Annotated in this window: 8 protein-coding genes; 2 read left to right on the top strand and 6 right to left on the bottom strand. The window is 61.1% G+C overall.

Annotation, left to right across the window (positions count from 1 at the left end):
• Positions 1 to 948: 948 nt before the first annotated feature.
• From ahcY to ACYVL5_RS17405, 3 genes are all read right to left on the bottom strand, one after another.
• The gene (gene ahcY, locus ACYVL5_RS17415; protein WP_460596847.1) at positions 949 to 2,346 is read right to left on the bottom strand and encodes an adenosylhomocysteinase; all 1,398 of its coding nucleotides are present in this window, start codon (positions 2,344 to 2,346) and stop codon (positions 949 to 951) included.
• Positions 2,347 to 2,383: 37 nt separating this feature from the next.
• Complete coding sequence (locus ACYVL5_RS17410) at positions 2,384 to 3,304, bottom strand: ArsR/SmtB family transcription factor (protein WP_460596846.1); 921 nt, start codon at positions 3,302 to 3,304, stop codon at positions 2,384 to 2,386.
• Positions 3,305 to 3,452: 148 nt separating this feature from the next.
• Positions 3,453 to 4,544, bottom strand: a complete 1,092-nt coding sequence (locus ACYVL5_RS17405) for an NAD(P)H-dependent flavin oxidoreductase (RefSeq protein ID WP_460596845.1) — start codon at positions 4,542 to 4,544, stop codon at positions 3,453 to 3,455.
• Between the two features lie 166 nt (positions 4,545 to 4,710).
• Between ACYVL5_RS17405 and ACYVL5_RS17400 the strand changes: the two genes are divergently transcribed.
• Together ACYVL5_RS17400 and ACYVL5_RS17395 are read left to right on the top strand one after the other, a co-directional pair.
• Positions 4,711 to 5,646: a sensor histidine kinase gene (locus ACYVL5_RS17400; protein WP_460596844.1), complete on the top strand. Its 936-nt coding sequence runs from the start codon at positions 4,711 to 4,713 to the stop codon at positions 5,644 to 5,646.
• Between the two features lie 4 nt (positions 5,647 to 5,650).
• Positions 5,651 to 6,352 (top strand): response regulator transcription factor, encoded by a 702-nt coding sequence (locus ACYVL5_RS17395; protein ID WP_460596843.1) that lies wholly within the window; start codon positions 5,651 to 5,653, stop codon positions 6,350 to 6,352.
• Positions 6,353 to 6,515: 163 nt separating this feature from the next.
• Here the strand turns inward: ACYVL5_RS17395 and ACYVL5_RS17390 are convergent, their stop codons facing one another.
• From ACYVL5_RS17390 to ACYVL5_RS17380, 3 genes are read right to left on the bottom strand one after another with little or no spacing between them, the layout of a single operon-like run.
• Positions 6,516 to 7,031 carry a shikimate kinase gene (locus tag ACYVL5_RS17390; RefSeq protein WP_460596842.1) on the bottom strand — a complete coding sequence of 172 codons (516 nt, stop codon included), beginning with the start codon at positions 7,029 to 7,031 and terminating at the stop codon, positions 6,516 to 6,518.
• Between the two features lie 54 nt (positions 7,032 to 7,085).
• Positions 7,086 to 7,421, bottom strand: coding sequence for an MGMT family protein (locus tag ACYVL5_RS17385; RefSeq protein ID WP_460596841.1), 336 nt, complete (start codon positions 7,419 to 7,421; stop codon positions 7,086 to 7,088).
• Positions 7,422 to 7,443: 22 nt separating this feature from the next.
• On the bottom strand, positions 7,444 to 8,616 hold the full coding sequence (locus tag ACYVL5_RS17380) for an MFS transporter (RefSeq protein ID WP_460596840.1): 1,173 nt from the start codon (positions 8,614 to 8,616) through the stop codon (positions 7,444 to 7,446).
• Positions 8,617 to 8,679 lie beyond the last annotated feature (63 nt).

The following is an 8,679-nucleotide window of genomic DNA, read 5'->3' as shown; positions in this document are numbered from 1 at the left end:
GTGGCGCTACGAATAAATCAGGCCCTTCTCCGCCACCTTTCGTTACATCAAAGAACTGCTGTGCTTCCGACCAAAGCCCTCTCGTTCTTTTTACTTAACTTGCTTAACAACGTCCCCCTGCGCCCTCCCTCGGGCTCATAGCGTCCTTTCTCTGTTAAGATGTTTTTGCTGGGGAGCAAAGCCATTTTAATACAGATTGCGACGCTATTCTATTTTTAATTACAGCAACTTACACTATTTCGCGAACTGCGAAAGTTGAGTTACTTAACTTGCTTAACAACGTCCCCCTGCGCCCTCCTACGCCCGCGTGGCGGCGACCATCACACGCTTTGCGTGCCGCCAGGCGTGCTTGTTCTTTTTCAGATCCTTCTGGAAATCCTCCTTCTTCATCCGCGGATCGTGCCGCTGCGCCTTGCGCGCGCGATGGGGAAGATTGTTCGGATCGAAAGGCTGACGCCTGGACGGAGCTTTTACCTGTTCGAGATGTTGCCGGGTCTTCTGACCGCTCTGCCATAGACGTAGGTGCTTCTACCAACAAACACAACCAAATGCAATACAGAATAAACAGAGAAAATTCCCGGTGATCACATGAAAAACAAGCCACTTGAGCCCAATAGTTGGCCTATTGGTTGTTCATCCCCATTAAATCATTAATTAAACAAAGGGTTACAATTGCAGATTAAAAAATTCGATTGCAATTTGACCAGGCTGGAGTGAATCAACGGAGGAAGAAAAGTCCAGAGACTCCCCGCAACAAATATTATTTACGTCTAATATCAACGATGGCGTGAACTTTACTACAGCGGTATGGTGACAACTTAACAGCGAAATGGATAGGAAAGAGGGGGATTCGGGTCAGCGGGGGGGGGAAGAGGTTCAGCCTTGATATTAGAAAGGGCGCCGAATTGAAACCGGCGCCCTTTCCTTTCACTTAAATACCGGACGTTCCTAGTACCGGTAATGAGCCGACTTGTACGGGCCGTTCTTCGGAACGCCGATGTAGGCGGCCTGGGCGTCGGTCAGTTCGGTCAGCATGGCGCCCAGGTTTTTCAACTGGAGACGGGCGACCTTCTCGTCGAGCTCTTTGGGGAGCGTGTAGACGCCGACCGGGTACTTCTCGGGGTTGCAGTAGATCTCGATCTGGGCCAGCGTCTGGTTGGCGAAGGAGGAGGACATCACGAAGGACGGGTGGCCGGTGGCGCAGCCAAGGTTGACGAGACGCCCTTCGGCCAGCAGAATGATCCTCTTGCCATCCGGGAAGATGACGTGATCGACCTGCGGCTTGATGTTCTCCCACGTGTACTGGCGGAGCTTGGCGACCTCGATCTCGTTGTCGAAGTGACCGATGTTGCCGACGATGGCGTTGTGCTTCATCGCCTTCATGTGGTCGTGGGTGATGACGTCGATGTTGCCGGTGGTGGTGACGAAGATGTCGGCCTTGTCGGCGGCCCACTCCATGGTGACCACTTTGTACCCTTCCATGGCCGCCTGCAGGGCGCAGATCGGGTCGACCTCGGTCACCCAGACCTGGGCCTGGAGGCCGCGCATCGCCTGGGCGCACCCTTTGCCGACGTCGCCGTAACCGCAGATGACGGCTACCTTGCCGGCCACCATGACGTCGGTGGCGCGCTTGATGCCGTCCATGAGGGATTCACGGCAGCCGTAGATGTTGTCGAACTTGGACTTGGTGACCGAGTCGTTGACGTTGATGGCCGGGAATTTCAGCTTCCCTTTCTCGTGCATCTGGTAGAGGCGATGGACACCGGTGGTGGTCTCCTCGGTGACCCCCTTGATGCAGGCGGCGGTCTTCGAGTACCACCCCGGCTGCTCGGATATCCGCTTGCGGATGGCGGCGAAAAGGTACTGCTCCTCCTCGCAGGTCGCGTTCTCAACCACGGAGGGGTCCTTTTCGGCGTCGGAGCCCAGGTGCAAAAGCAGGGTGGCGTCGCCGCCGTCGTCGAGGATCATGTTGGGGGCGCCGCCGTCGTGCCACTCGAAGATCTTGTGGGTGTAGTCCCAGTACTCGGCCAGGCTCTCCCCTTTATGGGCGAAGACCGGGATGCCGGCGGCCGCGATGGCGGCGGCGGCGTGGTCCTGGGTCGAGAAGATGTTGCAGGAAGCCCAGCGGACCTCGGCGCCCAGGGCGGTCAGGGTCTCGATCAGCATGGCGGTCTGGATGGTCATGTGGAGCGAACCGGCGATGCGGGCGCCCTTGAGCGGCTGGGACTTGGCGTACTCCTCGCGGATCGCCATGAGACCCGGCATCTCGGTCTCGGCGATAACCATCTCCTTGCGGCCCCAATCGGCCAGCGACATGTCCTTAACGATGTAGTCTTTTCCTGCCATAGTCGTTGTCTCCTTTTCTCTTTTCGTGCTGGTAACTCTAGGCCGAACGTACGGCCTTGATCAGTACTACGTCTTCCTGTCCTTTAGAACCGGACATCCTCTGTAATTCCAGGGTCGCCAGGCCGGCCCCCTTGAGCCACTCGCTTAGTTCCTCTTCCTCGAAGCCGAGCCATTGATCGGCCAACTGCTCCCGTGCCCACTCGCGTTCATGCCTGGAGAGATCGGCCAGCACCAGCACCCCTTCAGGACGGAGCACCCGCGCGATCTCCTTGAGCACCTCCAGGGGATGGGCCGCATGATGAAGCACCATGTTGGTGACCACGCATCCGGCCCCTCCGTCGGCCACCGGCAGATGTGTCATCTCGCCCAACCGCAGCTCGATCCCGTTCAGACCGAGCTCATCCATCCGCCTTCTCGCCTCGTCGAGCATCGCGGGGGAGTGATCGACACCGATCAGCGTCCGTGCCTTGGTAGCCAGGTCGGGCAGCAGCGATCCGGTCCCGACGCCGATCTCCAGCAGGGTCTCGACTTGCGGGGTGAGGGAAAGGAGGGCCGGCAGGTAATCGGGAACCGGCAGCAGCGTCCGCGAAAGACGGTCCCACTGGCGGGCGTGGCTGTCGAAAAACTCCTGGCTCCTTTTGCGGCGCGCTTCCAGGGCCAGGGCCATGGCCGCCAGATCGTCGCGGCAATCGGGAAGCTTCTCCAATTCGGCTTCGAAAGCCGGACGGATCCCCCGGAAAAAGGGGTCGCCGTCGCCGGCCCGGTAATAGCTCCAGGTTCCCTGCCGCTTGACGGATAGGATCCCCGCGTCGGTGAGGATCTTGAGATGGCGGGAAATGCGGGACTGACCCATGTCGAAGATGCGCTGAAGCTCCTGCACGGTGAATTCGCCGCGCAGCAAAACCGCCACCAGACGCAGGCGGCAGGGATCGGCCAGAGCTTTAAGAACTTCGAGCATCGTATCAACCTTAAGGATTTTATTAAATCAGGTTTTCTTGATATAACATACACCCCGGCGGTTCGCAACTTTAATGTGTAAAAAAATCCCCCCTGGCACCGGGAAGCGCCAGGGGGGATTTCGGTCAGTCAGTAATGGGGAGCGGCGGTCAGGCGGCCTGGTCTACCACTTTGGCCTCTTCTTCGGCGAAGAGTTCGTCGAAGATCTCCTGGACGGTCTCGATCCGGTTCGCCTTCCAGGCGTTGGTGCCGCAGAAGATGAGGCCGGTCTCGACCTCCCCTTTCTGGGCGCGGTCGAGGGAGCTCACGATGCAGAAGCGCTCGCCGCTCTCCTTGTAGGAGCATTTTTTGAGGCAGCCGTAGGCGCAGCAGGTGGCGTTATCCTGATCGTAGTTGACGATCGACTGCTGGTTGGAGAGGATGGCGCGCCCCGGCAGCCCGGCCGGGCTCATGATGAGACCGATGTCTTCCTTCTTGCAATCGAGATAGGCCTGCTTGAAGGCGGGATCGGCGTCGCACTCGACGGTGGTGACGAAACGGCTGGCCATCTGCACCCCGTCGGCACCCTCGGCAAGGGCGTGCATGACGTCGGCGCGGTCCCAGATGCCGCCGGCGGCGATAACCGGGATGTCGAGGCCGTACTCGGAGCGGAAGAACTCCTTGACCCCGCGGACCGTCTCGTACTGGTCGTAATCGCCGTTGCCGATGTTCTCCATCTTTTCACCGAGGTGGCCGCCGGCGGTTTCCGGGTCTTCGACGACGACCGCGTCGGGAAGGCGGTTGTAACCCTTGTCCCACTTCTTGGCGATCAGTTGCGCGGCCCGCACCGAGGAAACGATGGGAACCAGGGCGACGTCGGGGGCATGGGCGGTGAGCCCGGGGAGGGTCATGGGGAGACCGGCTCCGCAGACGAGGACCTTGGCCCCGGCCTCGACGGAGGCGACCACCAGTTCCTCGAAATCGGAGAGGGCGACCATCACGTTCACCCCGATGATGCCGTCCGGGGCGATCTCGTAGGCTTTGCGTATCTCATCCTTGAGGGCCTGCGGGTTGGTCTGGAGGTAGTTGGTCCCGTTGAAGAGGCCGCTGTTGAGAGTGATGCCGGGAGAAGCGACCAGGCCGACCCCGCCGCACTTGGCGACGTGTCCGGCCAGCGATCCGGCCGAAATCCTGACCCCCATGCCACCCTGGATCAGCGGATAACGTGCCTCATACTTCCCGATTCGTAACGGTCCAAACATGTACACCTCCTAAAGTGCGGGGGACAACGGCTAATAGACCATAACAGAAGTCGGTTTCGACGTTTGTAATAGTAATGTAAAAGCCCCACTCCCCTCTGCCCCCACTACGGCCTTGCAAAAAGTGCGGACCGATGCTAGAGAAGTGCTCATGAAACTTCACCGGGTCATGTCTAAGCCTTTGATCGTCCTGATCGGTATCCAGACCATGTGGGTCGTGGTGGTGGTCTTCTGGATCTATTGGTTCATCGGCCGCAGCAAGCAGTTCCGCGACCTCGCCCTTCGCTACAAGCCGGAACTGGTCTCCCATGGGCTTGAGTGGGTGGTCCTGGTGGAGGGGCTCCTGATGCTGTTGGCCATCCTGGTGGGGGTCTACGTGATCTTCGTCTACTGGCGGCGCCAGGCGAAGCTCTACCTCCAGCAGCGAAGCTACATCTCCCAGCTCACCCACGAACTGAAGTCCCCGCTCGCCTCCATCCAGCTCCACCTCGAGACGGTGAAGCTCAGGGACCTCCCGAAAGACAAGCTCGACGGCTTCATCGACACCATGCTCTCGGACACCGACCGACTCAACGTCCTCACCAGTAATCTCCTGATGGCGACCAGGATCGAATTCCGGCAACTCGGGGAGAAGGCGAAGCGGATCGATTTCTCGAAGTTCCTTGCCGATTACCTGGAACAGAAGCGGGCCGATCTCCCCGAGGGAGGGCGCTTGACGGCCGAGGTCGAAGGCGGCATCGGCGCGGTAATCGACGCCGAGGCGATGGAGATGGCGATCAGGAACCTGCTGGAGAACGCCCTGCTCTATTCCCCCGCCGCTCCGGAGATAAAGGTTTCACTGCGCCGCCAGGGAAAGCAATGCGTCCTGGAAGTGCAGGACAACGGCAAGGGGCTCCGCAAGAACGAGCTCGACAAGATTTTCGATATTTTCTACCGGGTGCGCACCGCTGGCGAGAACATCAGGGGGACCGGTCTCGGCCTGTACATCGTGAAGTCGGTGGTGAACGCCCACAACGGCAAGATCACGGTGGAAAGCGAAGGGCTCGGCAAGGGATGCACCTTCAGAATCGTGCTGCCGCTGACCGGCAGGCAGCAGAAAGGATAGCCGGATGTCGGAACTGAAACCGCACATTCTCCTGGTCGAGGACGAGATCCATCTCGCCCGCGGCATCACCTTCAACCTGGAACAGGAAGGGCACCTGATAAGCCACGTGGAAAGCGGCGAGGAAGCGCTGGACAAGGTGCAGGTGGAGAAATTCGACCTCATCATCCTGGACGTGATGCTCCCCGGGATCAACGGCTTCGAGGTCTGCCGCAAGATAAGGGAACTGGACTCGCGGGTGCCGGTGCTGATGCTGACCGCGCGCTCTGAGGAGCGTGACCGCGTGGAGGGGCTGGCGGAGGGGGCCGACGACTATCTCATCAAGCCGTTCAACCTGAAGGAATTCCTGCTGCGGGTTTCCGGGATGCTCAGGCGTTCCGCCTGGTACCGTCCGGAGCCGGTGGAGGAGGGGTACCGTTTCGGCGACAACGAAGTATTCCTCCTCTCCTACCGCGCGCGCACCCGGCAGGGGGAGATCGATCTCACCGACCTCGAGGTGAAGATGCTGTCGCTTTTTTTCCGTCGTGAAGGCGAGGCGCTCCCCCGCGCGGTGATCCTGGAGAACGTCTGGGGGTACTCCTCCGAGGCGGAAACCCGCACCCTCGACAACTTCATTGTCCGGCTGCGCAAGTACTTCGAGCCCGAGCCGTCCCGCCCCGTCTTCTTCCAGACTGTCCGCGGCGTCGGCTATCGCTTCAGCCGTAAATAGACACGCAGGTACTTACCTGTACACCTTTTCGAGGCACTCGCTTGGCGACCCATTATCAATTTCGGGATGTTGGTCCCCTCCCCTTCAAGTGACAGGGCGTGCCCGCCGTAGCCTTGGCGAAGGCGGGTGAGGATGGGGAAAACCGCTCTCTGGCTGAAAAAAGTTACCCTACCCGCTCTTTCCATGCCTCGATGATCCGTGCGGCAATCGCTTCCGGTGCCAGCCCGTCCGTGTCGATTTCCACGTCTGCCGCCTTTTCGTAGAGCGGCGTCCTCCGCTGCAGCACCTCAGCCACCTCCTCGGTAAAACTCTTGCCGTCCACCAAAGCGGGGCGGTGGGTCCCCCCTTTGATGCGGGAGACGATGGTCTCCACCGAAGCCTTCATCCAGACCACCAGGGCGTCAGCGGAAAGAACCTCCATGTTCTCCGGGCGCTCGATCACGCCGCCGCCGGTGTCGATGACCAGGCCATCCCGCCCGGCCAACTCCCGCGCCACCTCGCTCTCCAGGTCGCGGAATTTCGGCCATCCTCCTTCGGCGACAATCTCCGGCGTCGTCTTTCCGGCCTTGCGCTCGATCTCCTCGTCCATCGCCACCCGGCTCATCCCCAGGCGCTGGGCCAAGAGCCGCCCCACCCTGCTTTTCCCCGTACCCCGATAGCCAATCAATACCAGGTTCATTTTTAATTTCTCCTTAATCCCATAGCGACAAGATCATGCAGATGGGGGCTCCCGTCAGCTCAAAAGCTGGGGTCCGGGGCGCCAGCGGTAGCGGGAGAAATCGATCCTCCCGCGGGAATCGAATGCCACCCCCTCCCGTTCGAGGGCCAGCCGCTGGATGTCTCCCCCGCCGGAGCCCGAGCTTCGGTGGCTGATCTCCCCTTTGGCATTGACCACCCGGTGCCACGGCACGCTTTTATCGCTCAGGGCGCTCAGGGCGTAGCCGACGAGCCTCGCACGGCGCGGGAGCCCGGCGAGAGCCGCGACCTGGCCGTAGGTGGCGACGCAACCGGGGGGAATCCGGGAAACGACCGCGTAGATGGCTTGATAGCTCGATCGATCGGGAAACATGGTGAAAGGTCCCCTGGGCCTGCTACCCGGCCCGGTGGTAGAGAAATCCGAAGAGGAGCATGACGACGCCGACTGCGGCCGCGCTCAGGGTGAAGCCCGCGTTGAAGCCGTAGCCGCGGATGACGTGGCCGACACCGACCGAGCTCGCCATCATCCCGGCGTAGACGCTGGTGTTATAGCATCCCATCGCCAGCCCCCGCAACGGACGGGCGACGACATCGGCGATGAGGGCACCGATCACCGTGAAGGCCACCCCCATGCTGACTCCCATGATCGCCGCCACCGCGACCAGCGGCAAAAGTGTTCCGAAGAACTGGAAGGAGGCCAGCGCCGCCGCAAAGACCGCCAGGCCGCCACTGACCAGCAGGCTCTTGTCCTTCACCCTGTCATAGAGTTTTCCGGAGGGGAGACGGGAGAGCGCGTTGGAGAGGGCCTGGGTGGCGAAGACGGCGCCCACCTCCATGGTCCCCAGCCCGCGGCTTCTGATGTACAGGGGCATGAAGGTGACGAACATGCCGAAGCCGATGCAGCCGCCCCCCGTGCCGGCCAGGCAGGCCAGCAGGCGGCGGTTTCCCATCAGTTCCCTCAACTGGGGGAGGATGGCCGGCCGCCCGTGGTGACGGTGCGGCGGCTGGGCCGGAAGGAAGAAGACGGCCACCAGCAGCATGGTGAAGATGATCCCGGCGGAGACGAGGAAAACGGTCCGCAGCCCCAGCGCGGTGCCGACGAAACCGCCGGCGGCCGGGCCGAGGGTCATCCCTCCGTAGAGCGCCATGGTGTAAAGGCCGTAAGCCTGGCCGATCACCTCCGGCGGGGTGACGTCCGCCACGTACGACATGAGGGTGGGAGAAAAGGCGGAAAGCCCCATCCCGAAGAGGAGGTAGACGAGCCCCATCTGCAGCGGGCTTTGGCTCCAGTACAGTAAAAGCGAGGAAAGGGCCAGCAGGGTGAGCCCCCCGAGCAGCGGGACGCGGCGCCCCAGGCGGTCGGAGAGAAGCCCGGAAGGGATCGACATGGCCCCGGCTACCAGCATGAAGGCCCCGTTGATCATCCCGACCTCGGCGGTGTCCGCCCCGAGGGAGGTGGCAAGCAAGGGTACGATCGGAATCCGCATGTAGGATCCGAGGAAACAGCAGAAGCTGATGATGCAGGCGGTCAAAAGGAGCCGGCGGGCGAGGTTGTTGGATTCGGTCACTACGCTGATACTTCCGTTCTCATTGGAATGGCTCCCCTAGAATTAGCACGGGGGCCTCCATTA

The sequence above is a fragment of the Geomonas sp. Red276 genome (assembly GCF_054784495.1).
The sequence above is the reverse complement of the archived record's forward strand: the minus strand, read 5'-3'. Positions and strand labels throughout refer to the sequence as shown.